Source organism: Tritonibacter sp. SIMBA_163 (genome assembly GCF_046535935.1).
Lineage (GTDB): Bacteria > Pseudomonadota > Alphaproteobacteria > Rhodobacterales > Rhodobacteraceae > Epibacterium > Epibacterium scottomollicae.
Map to the genome: position 1 here is coordinate 1 of NZ_JAWJBP010001502.1, position 230 is coordinate 230.

Genomic DNA, 230 nt, shown 5'->3' on the forward strand with positions numbered 1-230 from the left:
TGCTTTATCCCCTCTGCCGTGGCGCCAGTACCCTTCTGGCCCCGTTTGTCTGGTCGAAGGTGGCTGGAAAGCTGCGTCAGCCTGGTGTGGCAGAGGCGCGCGTGCGCGAACGGCTTGGCCATGCGACGCTGCCACGCCCCGCTGGCCGACTGGCCTGGTTTCACGCCGCCTCAGTCGGAGAGAGCCTGTCGGTGCTGACCCTGATCCACCGCCTGGGCGAGGCCGCGCCG

Annotated in this window: 1 protein-coding gene; it reads left to right on the forward strand. The window is 69.1% G+C overall.

Annotated elements, in window-relative coordinates; translation table 11 throughout:
• Nucleotides 1–230 (forward strand): glycosyltransferase N-terminal domain-containing protein (locus R0J92_RS27295; RefSeq protein ID WP_411053985.1); only part of this gene is annotated, 230 nt, incomplete at both ends.